At 61.0% G+C, this 15,787-nt stretch carries 15 protein-coding genes; 11 read left to right on the top strand and 4 right to left on the bottom strand.

The window, feature by feature from the left end:
* The first annotated feature begins 54 nt into the window (after positions 1-54).
* Positions 55-2,631 (top strand): sensor domain-containing protein, encoded by a 2,577-nt coding sequence (locus AC4CWF_RS09255; RefSeq protein ID WP_491281401.1) that lies wholly within the window; start codon positions 55-57, stop codon positions 2,629-2,631.
* An 89-nt stretch (positions 2,632-2,720) separates the two neighbouring features.
* Here the strand turns inward: AC4CWF_RS09255 and AC4CWF_RS09250 are convergent, their stop codons facing one another.
* Entirely contained in the window at positions 2,721-3,035 is a 315-nt protein-coding gene (locus tag AC4CWF_RS09250) for an ATPase inhibitor subunit zeta (protein ID WP_491281400.1), read from the bottom strand.
* 236 nt (positions 3,036-3,271) lie between these two features.
* On the opposite strand from AC4CWF_RS09250, the gene purC reads away from it, so the two are divergent.
* The 10 genes from purC to AC4CWF_RS09200 all read left to right on the top strand — a co-directional run bounded on the left by purC (position 3,272) and on the right by AC4CWF_RS09200 (position 11,242).
* Positions 3,272-4,036, top strand: coding sequence for a phosphoribosylaminoimidazolesuccinocarboxamide synthase (gene purC, locus AC4CWF_RS09245; RefSeq protein WP_491281399.1), 765 nt, complete (start codon positions 3,272-3,274; stop codon positions 4,034-4,036).
* 18 nt (positions 4,037-4,054) lie between these two features.
* Positions 4,055-4,297 (top strand): phosphoribosylformylglycinamidine synthase subunit PurS, encoded by a 243-nt coding sequence (gene purS, locus AC4CWF_RS09240; protein WP_491281398.1) that lies wholly within the window; start codon positions 4,055-4,057, stop codon positions 4,295-4,297.
* A 23-nt stretch (positions 4,298-4,320) separates the two neighbouring features.
* Positions 4,321-4,578, top strand: coding sequence for a hypothetical protein (locus tag AC4CWF_RS09235; protein ID WP_491281397.1), 258 nt, complete (start codon positions 4,321-4,323; stop codon positions 4,576-4,578).
* Positions 4,575-5,246, top strand: coding sequence for a phosphoribosylformylglycinamidine synthase subunit PurQ (purQ, locus tag AC4CWF_RS09230; RefSeq protein ID WP_491281396.1), 672 nt, complete (start codon positions 4,575-4,577; stop codon positions 5,244-5,246). Before AC4CWF_RS09235 ends, purQ begins: the two co-directional genes overlap by 4 nt.
* Before the next feature lie 162 nt (positions 5,247-5,408).
* On the top strand, positions 5,409-5,798 hold the full coding sequence (locus AC4CWF_RS09225) for a hypothetical protein (protein WP_491281395.1): 390 nt from the start codon (positions 5,409-5,411) through the stop codon (positions 5,796-5,798).
* Positions 5,799-6,109: 311 nt separating this feature from the next.
* Positions 6,110-6,682 carry an acyloxyacyl hydrolase gene (locus tag AC4CWF_RS09220; RefSeq protein ID WP_491281394.1) on the top strand — a complete coding sequence of 191 codons (573 nt, stop codon included), beginning with the start codon at positions 6,110-6,112 and terminating at the stop codon, positions 6,680-6,682.
* Positions 6,683-6,799: 117 nt separating this feature from the next.
* Entirely contained in the window at positions 6,800-9,007 is a 2,208-nt protein-coding gene (gene purL / locus AC4CWF_RS09215) for a phosphoribosylformylglycinamidine synthase subunit PurL (RefSeq protein ID WP_491281393.1), read from the top strand.
* A gap of 175 nt (positions 9,008-9,182) precedes the next feature.
* Positions 9,183-9,419, top strand: a complete 237-nt coding sequence (locus AC4CWF_RS09210; RefSeq protein WP_491281392.1) for a BolA/IbaG family iron-sulfur metabolism protein — start codon at positions 9,183-9,185, stop codon at positions 9,417-9,419.
* Positions 9,420-9,569: 150 nt separating this feature from the next.
* Positions 9,570-9,905, top strand: coding sequence for a Grx4 family monothiol glutaredoxin (gene grxD / locus AC4CWF_RS09205; RefSeq protein WP_491281391.1), 336 nt, complete (start codon positions 9,570-9,572; stop codon positions 9,903-9,905).
* Between the two features lie 131 nt (positions 9,906-10,036).
* Positions 10,037-11,242: a multidrug effflux MFS transporter gene (locus AC4CWF_RS09200; RefSeq protein WP_491285321.1), complete on the top strand. Its 1,206-nt coding sequence runs from the start codon at positions 10,037-10,039 to the stop codon at positions 11,240-11,242.
* A gap of 73 nt (positions 11,243-11,315) precedes the next feature.
* Here the strand turns inward: AC4CWF_RS09200 and AC4CWF_RS09195 are convergent, their stop codons facing one another.
* The 3 genes from AC4CWF_RS09195 to alaS all read right to left on the bottom strand — a co-directional run bounded on the left by AC4CWF_RS09195 (position 11,316) and on the right by alaS (position 15,778).
* Positions 11,316-12,131, bottom strand: coding sequence for an inositol monophosphatase family protein (locus tag AC4CWF_RS09195; RefSeq protein ID WP_491281390.1), 816 nt, complete (start codon positions 12,129-12,131; stop codon positions 11,316-11,318).
* A 9-nt stretch (positions 12,132-12,140) separates the two neighbouring features.
* Positions 12,141-13,022: a tRNA 2-thiocytidine(32) synthetase TtcA gene (gene ttcA, locus AC4CWF_RS09190; RefSeq protein ID WP_491281389.1), complete on the bottom strand. Its 882-nt coding sequence runs from the start codon at positions 13,020-13,022 to the stop codon at positions 12,141-12,143.
* Between the two features lie 95 nt (positions 13,023-13,117).
* Positions 13,118-15,778, bottom strand: coding sequence for an alanine--tRNA ligase (alaS, locus tag AC4CWF_RS09185; RefSeq protein ID WP_491281388.1), 2,661 nt, complete (start codon positions 15,776-15,778; stop codon positions 13,118-13,120).
* Positions 15,779-15,787 lie beyond the last annotated feature (9 nt).

Raw genomic sequence — 15,787 nt, 5'->3', positions numbered from 1 at the left:
GAAACTACGTTAAGGTTATCCCGACAATCGATCACAACACGGGATGAAGCGCTGGTGAGGGCGGATTACGGTATTCCTGACCGAACATTGAACGGGACGGAACTTGATGACCTTGCAGTGCTTGCAGCCGGCATCGACAAGCTGCCCTTTGCAACCGTGGTATTGGAACATCGAAGCGGCCGCTTTCTGCATGCGAATGCTCCGTTCAAGGATGGCTGGCTCCGTGTGTCGGCAAGGTCGGATGCGCATGACCTTGCAAACCTTGTCGATCCGGGCGACAGGCCGGCTCTTGCCCTGATGTTTGAACAGGCCGCGTCCTGCGCCAGGGTGCCTGCTGCCGCCGTTCAGCTTCGTGTACCGCTTGGCGATGGCACGATCAAATGGGCGCTTGCCTCCTGCAGCCTCGGACCGGCAGCAAAAAGCCCGGAAAAGCCGGTCGCCATCGTGCAACTGGCTGATATCTCCGCACAGAAACGGGCCGAGGACGACATTGCCGCGCGCGAAATCCGCTGGAACAGCGCCCTCGTCAGCTCCGTCTCCGGCGTCTGGGACCACCACTATGCCGTGGGCCAGAAATATTATTCGCCCACCTGGCGCCTTATTCGCGGCATGTCTGCCGATGATCCGCTGCCGCCGACCAAGGACGCGTGGATCAAGCTTCTCCATCCCGATGATGTCGAGTTTACCCTCCATGCCATGGAACGGCAGGAGGCAGGTGATCCCGAATTCCAGATGTTCCAGTACCGCGAGCGCCATGCCGATGGCCACTGGATCTGGATCGAGTGTCGCGGGGCCTGCATCGAACGGGCACCGGATGGCCGCCCGCTGCGTGTCGTCGGCACCGATACGGATGTCACCGCGCGCAAGCAGGCCGAACATGGCCGGGCGCAAATGTCTCGCCGTCTGGAAATGGCACTCGGCATTTCCGGCGTTGGCGTCTATGAGGCCGATCTGGTCTCCGGAGATGTCTACTGGGACGAGCGTATGTACGAAATGTACGGGCTTGATCCCTCCGCGCCCGTGTCCGTCGGGCGAACCTGGGAAAGTTTTCTGCATCCGGACGACCTGCCGCGTGTCCTGGCCGCCGTTGCCGGCAACACGCAGCAGAACCGCCGTTACTGGGACCAGTATCGCATCGTGCTGAAAGGTGGCGAGGAACGGGTGATCCGCAGCTGCTCCATGAGCTTTGTCGATACCGACGGTCATCTGAAGATGGTCGGTGCCAACTGGGACATCACCAAGGACGTCACCCTGCAACAGGAACTGGAGCGGGCGCGGCTTCTGGCAGAAGCTCGAAACCGCGAGCTGGAAACAGCCCGTGTGGACATCGAACATAATGCGATGCACGATTACCTGACGGGCCTGCCCAACCGCCGTTATCTCGATGACGTGCTGATGCGCCAGGCCCATCGATGCGCGGTCGAGGGCGGTTCGCTCGCTGTGCTGCACATCGATCTCGATGGTTTCAAGCAGATCAACGATACGCTCGGCCACAATGCCGGCGATGCGATCCTGCGCCACGCGGCGCTGGTGCTGAAAGACAGTGCCCGCGCCGACGAATTTGTTGCGCGCATCGGCGGTGACGAATTTGTCCTGGTGACGCCGGCCGTCGGCGGCGCGCGAAAACTTTCCAGCCTTGCCGATCGAATCATCCGGCAATTGCGCAAGCCGGTGCTGCATGAAGGGCGCGAATGTCGGTTCGGCGCCAGCATCGGCATCGCCTGGTCGCAAGGCACGGAGATCGACGCCAAGCAGTTGCTGCTCAATGCCGACATGGCGCTTTACCGTGCCAAGAACGCCGGCAGAAACCGGCATGAATTCTATTCGCCGGACACCCATCAGGAAATCGTCAGAGCCAAGAGAACGGCCGACGACATTCTGTTAGGCCTCGAGCAGGGACAGTTTCTGCCCGCCTACCAGTTGCAGTTCGATGCCCGCACGCTGGATGTCTGCGGCGCCGAAACGCTGGCGCGCTGGCAACATCCGCAGCACGGCCTGCTGACGCCCGAGCATTTTCTGTCGACCGCCGAGGATATCGATGCCGTGGCGATGATCGATGCGATCATTCTCGACCACGCGCTGAAGGATTTTGCCCGATGGCGGGCGGGCGGCGTTCCGGTGCCGAAAATCTCCGCCAACGTCTCCTACCGCCGGCTGCTCGACCCAACCCTGCTGCGCAAGCTGACACGCAAGAACATTGCGGCCGGCACACTTTCGTTCGAACTGCTGGAATCGACCTTCCTCGATGACTGCGGCGAAGACGTGATGCGCACGCTCGAGCAGTTGAAACGTCTTGGCATCGAGATCGAGATCGATGATTTCGGCTCCGGCCATGCCTCCATCGTCAGCCTGCTCAGGCTCAACCCGTCCGCCCTGAAGATCGATCGCCAGCTGGTCAAGCAGCTGCCGGAATCAGCCGGGCAGCGAAGGCTGGCGCGCTCCATCGTCGAGATCGGGAAATCGCTGAATATCAAGGTGATCGCCGAGGGGGTCGAAACGATGGCGCATGCCAGCATCCTGAAGGAACTCGGCTGCGATGTGCTGCAGGGCTTTGCGCTGGCAAAACCGATGCCGTTCGAAGAGGTTGGCCCCTTCATCCGCGGACAATCCTGGCGCCAGACCTGCTGCTGAGGCAATGCCCGTGGCTCGATCGGGAAGGCCTGCCGACAAGGCGGCAGGCTTGCGCAAGCGTCGATCAAATCCGGCGGTTGCGTCACATCTCAAACGGCGCGCATGTCTTCCAGCACTTCGGCCAGCATCTTGGCGAGGCGTCCGGCAAGGTCAACCTCGTCGAAGCGTACTTCGGCTGCGGCAAATTCTTCGCGCAACCGCGTCAGCAGATGCCGGTCATCGTGATGTTCGACGGCCCAGATGGCGAATTCCTCGGCATAGGCGATGGGATTTTCCTTGCCGAGCAACTGTCCGGCCCACAGGCCGACCAGCTTGTTGCGCCGCGCCTCGGCGCGAAACTGGATGGTCTGCTCAAAGGCATACCGATCTTCGAGCGCCCGCGCCCGGTCACGTAATGTAATCATTCCTGGTCCCCGCTGAGATACGCTATGATCGTGGCACTCAGGCCAGACAAGGTGAAACTGCCCGAGAAGATTTGCCAAACCGTGTAGGGTCACGGTGAACGATTCGTTCCGGGCTGCTTCATCCCGCACAATGTGGCCTCGGCGCGCATTGTGAAACGGACCGTTTTCCGTTATGGGACCGCTCAAACGCCATCCACGGCGTCACCTCGACGCCCAACCAGACGAGATAAGAACTCATGAATCGTCGCCGCCGTATTTACGAAGGCAAGGCCAAGATCCTGTATGAAGGGCCGGAACCGGGCACACTGATCCAGTTCTTCAAGGACGATGCGACCGCCTTCAACAAGAAGAAGCACGACATCATCGATGGCAAGGGCGTGCTGAACAACCGGATCTGCGAATATATCTTCACGCATCTGAACAAGATCGGCATTCCCACGCATTTCATCCGCCGGATGAACATGCGCGAGCAGCTGATCAAGGAAGTGGAGATGATTCCGCTCGAGATCGTCGTGCGCAATGTCGCCGCCGGCTCGCTGTCGGAGCGGCTGGGGATCGAAGAAGGCGTCGTGCTGCCGCGCTCGATCATCGAGTTTTACTACAAGTCCGATGCGCTGAACGACCCTATGGTGTCGGAAGAGCACATCACCGCGTTTGGCTGGGCAAACCCCGCCGAGCTTGACGACATCATGGCGCTGGCCATCCGCGTCAACGATTTCCTCTCCGGCCTTTTCCTCGGCGTCGGCATCCAGCTTGTCGATTTCAAGATCGAGTGCGGGCGCCTGTTCGAAGGCGACATGATGCGCATCATCCTTGCCGACGAGATCTCGCCGGACAGCTGCCGCCTCTGGGACATCGAGACCAAGGAGCGCATGGACAAGGACCGTTTCCGCCGTGACATGGGCGGCCTGGTCGAAGCCTATTCCGAAGTGGCCCGCCGCCTCGGCATCATCAACGAAAACGAACCGATCCGTGGCACCGGCCCGGTTCTGGTGCAGTAAAGCCTTAAGGAGCAGTCAGTGATCAAGGCACGCGTAACCGTCACGTTGAAGAACGGCGTTCTCGACCCGCAGGGCAAGGCCATCGAAGGCGCGCTTGGCAGTCTCGGTTTCGAAGGCGTTCACCAGATCCGCCAGGGCAAGGTGTTCGACCTCGAACTCGACACATCCGACCGCGCCAAGGCGGAAGAGGACCTGAAGGCCATGTGCGAAAAGCTGCTGGCCAACACGGTCATCGAGAACTATTCTATCGCTCTGCTCTAGGAAGCACAGCGGAGAAATTTCGCATGGCCGATATTTCCAATGAACTCATGTATGAGCTTTTGAAGCGGATGCATGGGGATATTGCGGAGGTGAAACTGGGCCAGCGCGAAATAAAGGCTGAAGTGAATGCGATGCGGGGCGCTATGGTGGCCCTGCATCAGGATATCCATAGCCTTCACACGACTCTGGCGCGACACGAGTTGCGTCTCGACCGCATCGAAAACCGTCTCGAACTTCGAGAACTGGCAGAAGCACAAGCAAGGTTTGAGCCCCACCCATGAAGTCCGCCGTCGTCCAGCTCCCCGGCCTTAACCGTGACCGGGACATGATTGCCGCCCTCACCCGCATTTCCGGACAGGCTCCGGTCACCGTCTGGCAGACCGAGACCGAAATCCCCGATGTTGACCTCATCGTCATCCCGGGCGGATTTTCCTATGGCGATTACCTGCGCTGCGGGGCGATTGCCGCACGCATGCCCGTCATGCAGGCCATCCGCGAAAAAGCCGCGCAGGGCGTCAAGGTTTTGGGCGTCTGCAACGGTTTTCAGATCCTCGTCGAGGCCGGCATGCTGCCGGGTGCGCTGATGCGCAATTCCTCGCTGAAATTCGTCTGCAAGCAGGTGAAGCTCGAAGTGGTGAATGCCGAGACGGATTTCACCCGGGCTTATGCGCAGGGCCAGATCATCCGCTGCCCGGTTGCCCATCACGATGGCAATTATTTCGTCGAGGCCGAAACGCTGAAGGCAATGGAAGACAAGGGCCAGGTGGTGTTCCGTTATGCCGAGGGCACCAACCCGAACGGCTCGATGATGGATATTGCCGGCGTCGTCAACGAGGCAGGCAATGTGCTCGGCATGATGCCGCATCCGGAAAACCTCATCGAAGCCGCCCATGGCGGAACCGACGGTCGCGGCATCTTTGCCTCGGCGCTCGATGTCATCGCTGCCTGAGGCTTGGCCTCAGGCTATCTCCCCATCTGACACGCGACCTTGGCGCCGGGCATAGTTTCGACATGCACGGCGCGTATCGTCTTTGCGCGCGACATACCTTGAACCCGGTCCGGTTCAAGGCACTGTCCGGCCGCACATCCCCTTGAACCGGACCTTTTCCCGATGAAAACCAGCACCGCCCTTGCCCTTCTTGCCACAGCCATGGTGGCGCTTTCGGGCTGCAAACCGGAACGTCCGGCACCGGTCGCCGTCAGCCGCGGTGCATTGCCGACGATGGAGCGGGTGGCAATCGCGGCCAATGGCTGCTGGTTCAAGTCCGCCGATCCGGCCTTTGCCGCCTATCGGCTGGCACCGGAACTCAATTCGTTTTCGGGCCGACCGCGCATTCTTGCCGTGCCGAAGAACAGCCCGGAATCGCGCCCGCTCCTCGTCGTCCAGGCCGAAGGCAGCCCTGCCCGCCTGGATGCCTTCGGGCCGATGATGGAGGGTGTCCATGGTGCGCGCATCCGCAAGGATCTCCAGCGCTGGGCAGCCGGCGGCAAGGGCTGCTGACACTCCATCGCATCCCGCCTTTCCGGAAACCAGTGTCTGTGATTCGCAGCACCCGACCCTGTCGGATCTTTGCAAGGCACAGGCTGTCGCCCCCGGAAAGATGGAGCGGCCCATTGTGAAACACGTCGGCTGCTTCAAAACGGGCGATGGGCGTCTTGATCGTGCAACACCTTTGTCGCTTTTTCGCCACAAGTGCCGCACGCGGCGCTTTGAAGTCTTGCGTTAACTGCGGCCGACCGAATAGCTTGGCCAAGCTGATGCTTCGGACAGCCGTTGCAACGCATCTGACTTCAACGGAGTTGACCCGAACGATGACCCATACTGCGGTCGCCAGGCTGGCGCTGTCCCTGTTCGTTTCCGCAAGCGCAATACTTGCCTCCTCCTCGCTGTCCGTCGCGCAGGAGCCGCTGTTCGATGAAGCCCGTTTCGGGTCGCTCGTTGCCATAGACAAGACCGATACCAATGATGAAAAGGGCGCCTTCATCAACGGCATGATGCTGTTCGATCCGTGGGATCACGACAACACGCCGGGATGGCGCAAGCTCATCCGCCCACGCATCCATGTCGGGGCCGACATTTCCACGGCCGGCGAAACCAATCAGGCCTATGCCGGCTTTTCCTGGACGGCCAATCTCGGCGAACGTTTCTTCCTCGAAGCCGGTTTTGGTGGCAGCCTGAACGATGGCAAGCGCGAGCCGGATGGCGGACGCGGACCCTTTGTCGGCTGCCACACGTTGTTTCATGAATATGTCGCCGCCGGTGTCAACCTCGACAAGAACTGGCGCCTCATCGCCATGGCGGAGCATTCCTCGCACGCCAATCTCTGCGGGGACACGAACAATGGTCTTTCGCGCGGCGGTGTGATGCTGGGCTACAAGTTCTAGATCCGCCATAACGCAGATGGCTGAGAAATGAGTTGGGCGTGACCGGAAATTTCCTGTCGCGCCCTTTTCTCTTCTAGGCTAAAGAGACGCCAGTCTGGACCGCCACTAGAGAAGACGATGACCATTTCCAATACGATTGCGATCACGCCTGACCTCATTGCCGCGCACGGCCTCAAGCCGGATGAATATCAGCGGATCCTCGATCTGATCGGCCGCGAGCCGAGCTATACGGAGCTTGGCATCTTTTCGGCCATGTGGAACGAGCACTGCTCGTATAAATCCTCGAAAAAATGGCTGCGCACGCTGCCCACCAAGGGGCCGCGCGTCATCCAGGGACCGGGCGAGAACGCCGGTGTTGTCGATATCGACGATGGCGATGTCGTGGTCTTCAAGATGGAAAGCCACAACCACCCCTCCTATATCGAACCTTACCAGGGGGCTGCCACCGGCGTCGGCGGCATCCTGCGTGACGTCTTCACCATGGGTGCGCGGCCGATCGCTGCCATGAATGCGTTGCGTTTTGGCGCACCGGACCATGCCAAGACAAAACACCTCGTCTCCGGCGTCGTGTCGGGTGTTGGCGGCTACGGTAACTCCTTCGGCGTGCCGACAGTCGGCGGCGAGGTTGAGTTCGACGCGCGCTACAACGGCAATATCCTCGTCAATGCCTTTGCCGCCGGCCTTGCCAAGGCCGATGGCATCTTCCTGTCGGAAGCCAAGGGCGTTGGCCTGCCGGTCGTCTATCTCGGCGCAAAGACCGGCCGCGATGGCGTGGGCGGCGCCACGATGGCGTCAGCCGAATTTGACGAACAGATCGAGGAAAAGCGCCCGACCGTACAGGTCGGCGACCCCTTCACAGAAAAATGCCTGCTGGAAGCCTGCCTCGAACTGATGGCCACCGGCGCCGTCATCGCCATTCAGGACATGGGGGCCGCAGGTCTCACCTGTTCGGCGGTTGAAATGGGTGCCAAGGGCGGCCTCGGCATCGAGCTGCAACTGGACCAGGTGCCCGTGCGCGAAGAGCGCATGACCGCCTATGAGATGATGTTGTCGGAAAGCCAGGAGCGCATGCTCATGGTTCTCGAACCCTCCAAGGAACAGGTCGCCAAGGCGATCTTCGTCAAGTGGGGTCTCGATTTTGCCATCGTCGGCAAGACCACAGATGACCTGCGCTTCCGCGTTATCCATCAGGGTGAGGAAGTGGCAAACCTTCCGATCAAGGAACTCGGCGACGAGGCTCCCGAATATGATCGCCCCTGGCGCGCTTCCGACAAGCGTGCGGCCCTGCCCGCCGAACAGGTGGCACAGCCGGACAATTTTGGCGAGGCCCTGCTGACGCTGGTCGGCTCGCCCAACCAGTCCAGCCGCCGCTGGGTTTATGAGCAATATGACACGCTGATCCAGGGTAATTCCCTGCAGCTTCCGGGCGGCGATGCCGGCGTGGTGCGCGTCGAAAACCATCCGACCAAGGCGCTCGCCTTCTCCTCGGATGTGACGCCGCGTTACGTCGAGGCAGATCCGGTCGAAGGCGGCAAGCAGGCGGTTGCCGAATGCTGGCGCAACATCACCGCAACCGGCGCCGAGCCGCTGGCGGCCACCGACAACCTCAATTTCGGTAACCCCGAAAAGCCTGAGATCATGGGCCAGCTGGTCGGCGCCATCCAGGGCATCGGCGAGGCCTGCAGGGCGCTCGATTTCCCGATCGTCTCCGGCAATGTGTCGCTCTACAACGAAACGAACGGTGTTGCGATCCTGCCGACGCCCACCATTGCCGGCGTGGGCCTGCTGCCGGATTGGTCGAAGATGGCGAAGATCGGCACGGCCAAAGACGGCGACGTTCTCGTCATGATCGGCATCGACGGCAGCCATCTCGGCTCGTCCATCTACCTGCGAGATCTTTTGGGCTCCACCGATGGCCCCGCCCCTGTGGTCGATCTGGCCGCAGAACGCCGCCATGGCGATTTTGTCCGCGCCGCCATCCGCAACGGTCAGGTCACCGCCTGCCACGACATTTCGTCCGGTGGCCTTGGTCTTGCCCTGGCTGAAATGGCCATGGCGTCGCTGAAGGGCGCCAAACTGTCTCTGCGTAACTGCCGCGGCTTGCCGCATGCGCTGCTCTTCGGTGAGGACCAGGCGCGTTACGTGATCGCGGTGCCAGCCGATCTTGCCAATTTCATGTGTGCCAGCGCCGAATCGGCGGGCGTTCCCTTCCGCACGCTGGGCTCAGTTGGCGGTGATGCACTTGTCATTGACGATCTCATCAACGTGCCCGTCACGGAACTGGTCAACGCTCACGAAAGCTGGTTCCCGACCTTCATGGCCTGACCATGGCCGCTTGAAATCTCTGGCCTGGCACGGGGGTTGTCTGTGCCGGCGCAAGATCCTGTCACTCTGCGCGCATGCGTCCTCAGGAATTCTGCGGCGGGCGCTTTGACAATTGCGTGCTTTTTGGCACTCTTCATCAAAAGCACGGAAAGACTGTAATGGAAGGAAAGACCTGATGGCGATGCGTCCCGGCGAAATCGAAGACATGATCAAGGCCGGCATTCCCGGTGCCAAGGTCACCATCCGGGATCTCGCCGGCGATGGCGACCATTACGCGGCCGAAGTCGTGGCGGAAGCCTTTCGTGGCAAGACCCGCGTGCAGCAGCACCAGATGGTCTATGAGGCGCTGAAGGGAAATATGGGCGGCGTTCTGCATGCCCTGGCACTGCAGACATCGGCACCTGCTGACTGAACGACTGTCATATTTTACGGCTAAAGCACGATGGCTGCGCGGAATTGATCGCTTCAATGTGAATGCGGTGCTGGAATTTCCCATCGTGCATGTTATTTAAGGCCCTGAGACAGTCCGGACCTTGAATCCGGACAGACAAGGATGGAAGCGATGAGCGGAATTACTGATTTGATTGACAGCGAAGTGAAGGGCAACGACGTCGTTGTCTTCATGAAGGGCACCCCACAGTTCCCGCAATGTGGCTTTTCCGGCCAGGTTGTGCAGATCCTCGATTACCTCGGCGTGGACTACAAGGGCATCAACGTTCTTGCAGACCAGGAAATCCGCCAGGGCATCAAGGATTATTCCAACTGGCCGACCATTCCGCAGCTCTACATCAAGGGTGAATTTGTCGGCGGCTGCGATATCGTGCGCGAAATGTTCCAGTCCGGCGAACTTCAGTCCCACTTTCAGGAACAGGGTATCGCCGTTCGCGGCGCTGCCTGATGGCCCTCCGGTCTCTAAAGGGACCATGATCAGTTGAGATCGAGGCGCCGCCTTTTGCGGCGCCTTTTGTATTTTCAGGAATGAAAACCGTGACATCCGCACCGAACATTGCGCCTGCCCGCCTGAAAGGCATGGGCAAGGTAGAATTTATTGCGCTTATGGCCATGCTGATGGCCCTCAATGCGCTCGCCATCGACATCATGCTGCCGGCTCTTCAGGAAATCGGCGCTGCCCTTCAGGTCGAGGATGAGAACGCCCGCCAGTATATCGTCTCGTCCTATCTCTTCGGCTTCGGTTTTGCGCAGCTGCTCTATGGCCCGATGTCGGACCGGTTCGGGCGCCGCCTGCCGATGATCATCGGCCTGGTGATTTATATCATCTGCTCGTTTGCGATCGTTGCCACGCCGTCCTTTGCGCTGCTGCTGGCGCTGCGCTTCATCCAGGGCGCCGGTGCGGCCTCCACCCGCGTCATCACCGTCTCGATCGTGCGCGACGTGTTTGGCGGGCGCGCCATGGCGGAAGTCATGTCGCTGATCATGATGGTGTTCATGATCGTGCCGATCATCGCGCCGGGCACGGGCCAGCTGATCATGCTCGGCGGCGACTGGCACATGATCTTCCTGTTCATCGGCGTCATGGCCATCCTGCTTTTGATCTGGATGTGCATGCGCCTGCCGGAAACTCTGGCGAAGGAAGACGTGCGCCCGCTGACGCTGACGTCCGTGGTGGCGGGCTTCCGCATCGTGCTCACCAACCGCGTGGCGCTCTGTTATACGATTTCGGCCACGTTCATCTTCGGCGCCCTGTTCGGTTTCATCAACTCCGCCCAGCAGGTCTATGTCGGCATCTATCAGCTGGGGCACTGGTTCCCGGTGGCCTTTGCAGCCGTTGCTGCCTTCATGTCGCTTGCCTCCTTCATCAACTCCCGCATCGTCGGCCGCTTCGGCATGCGCAAGCTCTCACACGCCTCCCTGCTCTGCTTCATCCTCGTCACGTTCGTGTGGATGCTGGTGCAGATCTTTGGGCCGCAGCCGATGCCCTTCCTGCTGTTTTTGAGCTTCTTCGGCTGCGCCATGTTCATGTTCGGCTGGATCGGCGCCAACTTCAACTCGCTCGCCATGGAGCCGCTCGGCCATGTCGCCGGCACCGCGTCCTCTGTCCTCGGTTTCATGAGCACGGTCGGCGGAGCAGCGATCGGCGCCGTCATCGGTCAGGCCTTCAACGGAACGGCGCTGCCGATGGTTCTCGGTTTCTTCACCGTGTCGATCATCGGGCTGGTCTTTGTGCTGATCGCCGAAAAGGGCAAACTCTTCCAGGCGCACAATCCTCGCGCCTGAGGCGCCAGGCACTGATGAAAAAAAAGGCCCCGATGCATCGCACCGGGGCCTTTTTCTTTGGGATGAGAAAGCTTTATGCGATGATTTCATCGCGCAGGCGATGCCAGCTGTCGGGGTCGCTTGCAACGAGCAGGCCACCCTTCATATCCGTCGCACGGTAGGGGCTGCCATCGAATTTCGCCGCATGGGCGCCCGCTTCCTGCGAAATCAGCGTGCCGGCGAGGTGATCCCACGGCATCAGCTTGTTGTAGAGCGCAAAATCCACATGTCCGCCGGCCAGCGCACGATATTCCTGCGCCGCACAGCGATAGCAGGCAAACATGCGCACCTTGGCGAGATTGGAGAGGATCCTGCGGCGCTCGTCACCGAAGAAAAAGCCGGTCGAGGCCAGGCCGATCATCGCATCCAGCGGCTTTGGCGCGGCAACGGAAAGCCTGACCGCATCGCCATCCGGACGCCGCAGGAAGGCACCGGCGCCCTTTTCCGCCATCACCCAGTCATCGCCCATCGGGTCATAGATAATGCCGGCCACCGTCTCGCCCTTGTAGACGACAGAGGCCATGACGCCGAAGGCTGGAATGCCGGAGGCGAAATTGAAGGTGCCATCGACCGGATCGACGATCACGGCCAGATCGGCGCCGGCAATCCGCGTCAGCAGTGCCGGATCGGCGGCGACCGATTCTTCTCCCACAAACAGCGCATCCGGTGCCAGCGTCTCCAGCTCGGCCCTGATCATCCGCTCGGCCTCGATATCGGCCTCTGTCACCAGGTCCGTCGCTTCGCTTTTCTCGCGAATGTCATCGGCACCCAGCCGGCGAAAACGCGGCAATATCTCGGCCTTGGCGGCCCGGCGCAAAACGTCGGCAAGCGCCATTACATCAATCGACATCAGCAAACCTCAATCTTTGGAAACAGGAGCGAGAGCGGAAAAATCAAACAGGGCGGGATCGAGCAGATGTGACGGATTGACGTGGGAAAGCGCCCGCAGCATGCGGTCCTTGCGGCCGGGCATCTGCGTTTCCATTGTCGTCAGCATCGTCTTCATGGCATTGCGCTGCAACCCGTCCTGCGAGCCGCAGAGATCACAGGGAATAATCGGAAACTGCATGGCGCTTGAAAACCTTTCGAGGTCTTCTTCCGCGCAATAGGCCAGCGGCCGCAGCACCAGAAGATCACCCTCGTCGTTCAAGAGTTTGGCCGGCATCGCGGCCAGCCGCCCGCCATGAAAAAGGTTCATGAAGAAGGTTTCGAGGATATCGTCGCGGTGATGGCCAAGCACCAGCGCCTCGCAGTTTTCCTCACGCGCAACCCGATAAAGATTGCCGCGTCTGAGCCGAGAACAGAGCGAGCAATAGGTGGCACCCTCCGGCACCTTTTCCTTCACCACAGAATAGGTGTCGCGGTATTCGATGCGGTGGGCCATGCCGATCGAAGAGAGATAATCCGGCAGCACATGTTTTGGAAAATTCGGCTGGCCCTGGTCGAGATTGCACGCGACCAGTTCAACCGGCAACAGCCCGCGCCATTGAAGATCGATCAAAAGTGCCAGCAGCGAGTAAGAGTCCTTGCCGCCGGACAGTCCGATCAGCCAGCGCTTCTGGCCGTTCAGCATGCCGAAATCGTCAAGCGCCTGGCGCACCTGCCTCAGAAGCCGCTTGCGCAGCTTGTTGAAGGCGGTGGTCTGCGGCGCGTGCGCATAAAGCCCGTTCAGAAAACCGTCCGTCTCCGGCAGGCCAGACGCCCCATCTTCGATCTCGTCGATCGCCGCTGCCAGCGTCACATCCGTCTCCAGTCCAGTTGTTCTGCCGAAAGGCGCCACAGGCGCCCTCGGCATAAACCCCGCGCGTCACGGCGACGCCGGGGCTTTTTCCATTGTCAGCCAGCAAGCGCCGCAGACACGGCGTCAATCGCCTCGCCTGCCTTGCTGCCATCGGGACCACCGGCCTGCGCCATATCCGGCCGGCCGCCGCCGCCCTTGCCGCCGAGCGCAATCGAGGCTGCCCGCACCAGATCAACCGCACTGAAACGGGCCGTCAGATCCGACGTGACGCCGACCACGGCGCTCGCCTTGTCATCGGCGCCGACACCGATCAACAGCACAACGCCAGAGCCAAGGCCGGTCTTTGCCTCGTCCACAAGGCCCTTCAGGTCCTTGGCATCGATGCCGGCAATGGCCTTGCCGAGGAATTTTATGCCGCCGATGTCCTTGATCTCATCGGCCGGCGTGCCCTGCGCACCGCCCATGGCAAGCTTGCGACGGGCATCCGCGAGTTCCTTTTCGAGCTTCTTGCGCTCGTCCATCAGCGCTTCGACGCGCGAGACCACTTCGCCCGGCTGCACTTTCAGCGTGCTGGCCAGCGTCTTCACGCGCTCGTCCTGTTCGGCGAGATAGGCGCGGGCGCCTTCTGCCGTCACCGCCTCGAGACGGCGCACGCCGGAGCCGACGGCGCTTTCGCCGAGAATGCGCACCAGGCCGATATCACCGGTCATCGTCACATGGGTGCCGCCGCAGAGTTCGACGGAATATGGTTTGCCGGCCTTCTGGCCCTCGATGCCGGTGCCCATGGCAACCACACGCACCTCATCGCCATATTTTTCCCCAAAAAGCGCCATGGCGCCTTCGGCAATCGCATCATCGACGCTCATCAGGCGGGTCGTCACCGGCGCGTTCTGCAGGATGATGGCGTTTGCCATGTCCTCGACCGTCTGCAACTCCTCTGCCGACATGGGCTTGGGATGCGACACGTCGAAGCGCAGGCGATCCGGCGAGACGAGCGAACCCTTCTGCGCCACATGCGTGCCCAGTACCTCGCGCAGCGCCTCATGCAGAAGATGCGTGGCCGAGTGGTTGGCGCGAAGTTTTGAGCGGCGGGCGTGATCGACGGTCAGCACAACGGGTTCGCCAGCCGTCAGCGCACCTTCGAACACGATGGCGATATGAACGAACAGGCCCTCGCCCTTCTTGAGGGTATCGGTCACGGTAAGTTTTGCGGTGTCGGTCGAGATAAGGCCGGTATCGCCCATCTGGCCGCCCGATTCGCCGTAAAACGGCGTCTGGCTGACGACGACCTGCACGGTGTCGCCGGCAGATGCCGTCTCGATCACGGCGCCATCGCGCACGATAGCCTGCACCACGCCTTCGGCGGTTTCGGTGTCATAGCCCAAAAATTCCGTCGCGCCGTGCTTTTCCTTCAACTCGAACCAGACCGATTCGGTGGCCTTGTCGCCGGAGCCGGACCAGCTGGCGCGGGCTTCGGCCTTCTGGCGCTGCATGGCGTCGTTGAAGCCGGTGAGATCAACGCCGATGCCGCGGGCACGCAGAGCGTCCTGCGTCAGGTCAAGCGGGAAACCATAGGTGTCATAAAGCTTGAACGCCGTCTCGCCGTCCAGGCTGTCGCCCTTGTCGAGATCCGATGTGGCATCCGACAGAAGCGTCAGGCCGCGCGCGAGCGTGGCACGGAAGCGGGTTTCTTCCAGCTTCAGCGTTTCGGAGATCAGGCTTTCGGCACGCAGCAGTTCCGGATAGGCGCGGCTCATTTCGCTCATCAGGCCCGGAAGCAGCGTCCACATCAGCGGCTCGCGGGCGCCGAGCAGCTGCATGTGGCGCATGGCGCGGCGCATGATGCGGCGCAGAACATAACCGCGACCTTCGTTCGACGGCAGCACGCCATCGGCAATCAGGAAGGCAGACGAGCGCAGGTGGTCGGCGATGACGCGGAAGCTTGCCGCCACGTCGCCTTCGGCCTTTACACCGACCACTTCTTCGGTCGCAGCGATCAGCGTGCGGAAAAGATCCGTGTCGAAGACGCTATGGACACCCTGCAGAATGCAGGCCATGCGCTCCAGACCCATGCCGGTATCGATCGACGGGCGCGGCAGTGGAGACCGCTCGCCGGGCGCCGACTGGTCGAACTGCATGAACACGAGGTTCCAGAATTCGAGGAACCGGTCGCCATCCTCTTCCGGCGAGCCGGGAGGGCCGCCCCAGACGCTTTCGCCCTGGTCGATGAAGATTTCCGAGCACGGGCCGCAGGGGCCGGTATCGCCCATCTGCCAGAAATTGTCGGAGGTCGGGATACGGATGATCTTGTCATCGGAAAAACCGGCGATCTTCTTCCAGAGGCTGGCTGCCTCCTCGTCCTCGGCATAAACCGTCACCAGCAGACGGTCCTTGGGCAGGTCGAAACCCTTGGTGACGAGGTTCCAGGCCAGCTCGATGGCGTTTTCCTTGAAATAATTGCCGAAGGAAAAGTTACCGAGCATTTCAAAGAAGGTCAGGTGCCGCGCGGTATAACCGACATTGTCGAGGTCGTTGTGTTTGCCGCCGGCGCGTACGCATTTCTGCGAGGTGGTCGCGGTCGAATACGGACGGCTCTCAAGACCGGTGAAGACGTTCTTGAACTGCACCATACCCGCATTGGTGAACATCAGCGTCGGGTCGTTGCGGGGCACAAGCGGGCTTGAGGACACCACCTCGTGACCGTTCTTGCGGAAATAGTCGAGGAAGGTCGACCGGATCTCATTCACGCCACTCATGCCATGCCC

This window comes from Neorhizobium sp. PAMB6630 (assembly GCF_058242775.1).
This window is presented reverse-complemented; position numbering and strand designations above follow the sequence as displayed.

What these genes read in the sequence shown, in the direction of transcription:
- AC4CWF_RS09250 (WP_491281400.1), bottom strand. Translation starts at nt 3,035, where the DNA reads ATGATTACATTACGTGACCGGGCGCGGGCGCTCGAAGATCGGTATGCC.
- purC (WP_491281399.1), top strand. Translation starts at nt 3,272, where the DNA reads ATGAATCGTCGCCGCCGTATTTACGAAGGCAAGGCCAAGATCCTGTAT.
- AC4CWF_RS09235 (WP_491281397.1), top strand. Translation starts at nt 4,321, where the DNA reads ATGGCCGATATTTCCAATGAACTCATGTATGAGCTTTTGAAGCGGATG.
- purQ (WP_491281396.1), top strand. Translation starts at nt 4,575, where the DNA reads ATGAAGTCCGCCGTCGTCCAGCTCCCCGGCCTTAACCGTGACCGGGAC.
- AC4CWF_RS09225 (WP_491281395.1), top strand. Translation starts at nt 5,409, where the DNA reads ATGAAAACCAGCACCGCCCTTGCCCTTCTTGCCACAGCCATGGTGGCG.
- AC4CWF_RS09220 (WP_491281394.1), top strand. Translation starts at nt 6,110, where the DNA reads ATGACCCATACTGCGGTCGCCAGGCTGGCGCTGTCCCTGTTCGTTTCC.
- purL (WP_491281393.1), top strand. Translation starts at nt 6,800, where the DNA reads ATGACCATTTCCAATACGATTGCGATCACGCCTGACCTCATTGCCGCG.
- AC4CWF_RS09210 (WP_491281392.1), top strand. Translation starts at nt 9,183, where the DNA reads ATGGCGATGCGTCCCGGCGAAATCGAAGACATGATCAAGGCCGGCATT.
- grxD (WP_491281391.1), top strand. Translation starts at nt 9,570, where the DNA reads ATGAGCGGAATTACTGATTTGATTGACAGCGAAGTGAAGGGCAACGAC.
- AC4CWF_RS09200 (WP_491285321.1), top strand. Translation starts at nt 10,037, where the DNA reads ATGGGCAAGGTAGAATTTATTGCGCTTATGGCCATGCTGATGGCCCTC.
- AC4CWF_RS09195 (WP_491281390.1), bottom strand. Translation starts at nt 12,131, where the DNA reads ATGTCGATTGATGTAATGGCGCTTGCCGACGTTTTGCGCCGGGCCGCC.
- alaS (WP_491281388.1), bottom strand. Translation starts at nt 15,778, where the DNA reads ATGAGTGGCGTGAATGAGATCCGGTCGACCTTCCTCGACTATTTCCGC.